Source organism: Micromonospora sp. DT31 (genome assembly GCF_049841795.1).
GTDB lineage: Bacteria > Actinomycetota > Actinomycetes > Mycobacteriales > Micromonosporaceae > Micromonospora.
Genome location: NZ_JBNCKZ010000062.1, coordinates 1 through 928 on the forward strand (window position 1 = coordinate 1; position 928 = coordinate 928).

General features: G+C 65.7%; 1 protein-coding gene. It reads left to right on the plus strand.

The genetic code is table 11. From position 1 onward, the window contains the following. On the plus strand, positions 1–928 hold a 928-nt coding region (locus ACLQ2X_RS28385; protein ID WP_425684139.1), incomplete at both ends, for a non-reducing end alpha-L-arabinofuranosidase family hydrolase.

Here is a 928-nt window from a genome sequence, read left to right on the forward strand (position 1 = left end):
CGACGACGCCGCCGCCGGGTGGGACGTGCAGTCTGCCGTCGTCGTACCGGTGGTCGTCGACGGGTGTGTTGGCGCAGCCGCGGTCGGGGTGGGTGTCGTTGAAGGACTTCACGGTGGTGCCGTACAACGGGCAGCATCTGGTGTACGCGACGACGCACGACACCGGGTCGTCGTGGGGGTCGATGAACTTCGGGTTGTTCTCGAACTGGTCGCAGATGGCCTCGGCGTCGCAGAACGCGATGTCCTCGGGCACGGTCGCGCCCACGCTGTTCTACTTCGCGCCGCGCAGCATCTGGGTGTTGGCCTACCAGTGGGGGCCGACGGCGTTCTCCTACCGCACCTCGACGAATCCGACGAACCCGAACGGCTGGTCCTCGGCGCAGCCGTTGTTCACCGGCAGTATCTCCGGGTCGGGTACCGGCCCGATCGACCAGACGTTGATCGCCGATGACCAGAACATGTACCTGTTCTTCGCCGGTGACAACGGCAAGATCTACCGTTCCAGCATGCCCCTGGGCAGCTTCCCCGGCAGTTTCGGGTCGAACTACACCACGATCATGTCGGACTCGACGAACAACCTGTTCGAAGCGGTGCAGGTGTACAAGCTTCAGGGCCAGACCCGTTACCTGATGATCGTCGAGGCGATCGGTTCGCAGGGCCGCTACTTCCGCTCGTTCACCGCCACCAGCCTGGGCGGCTCGTGGACGCCGCAGGCGGCCACCGAGTCCAACCCGTTCGCGGGCAAGGCCAACAGCGGCGCGACCTGGACCAACGACATCAGCCACGGCGAGTTGATCCGCACCACCGCCGACCAGACCTTCACCGTCGACCCCTGCAACCTGCAACTGCTCTACCAGGGCCGCTCGCCCAACTCCGGCGGCGACTACGGCCTCCTGCCCTACCGACCCGGACTACTCACCCTGCAACG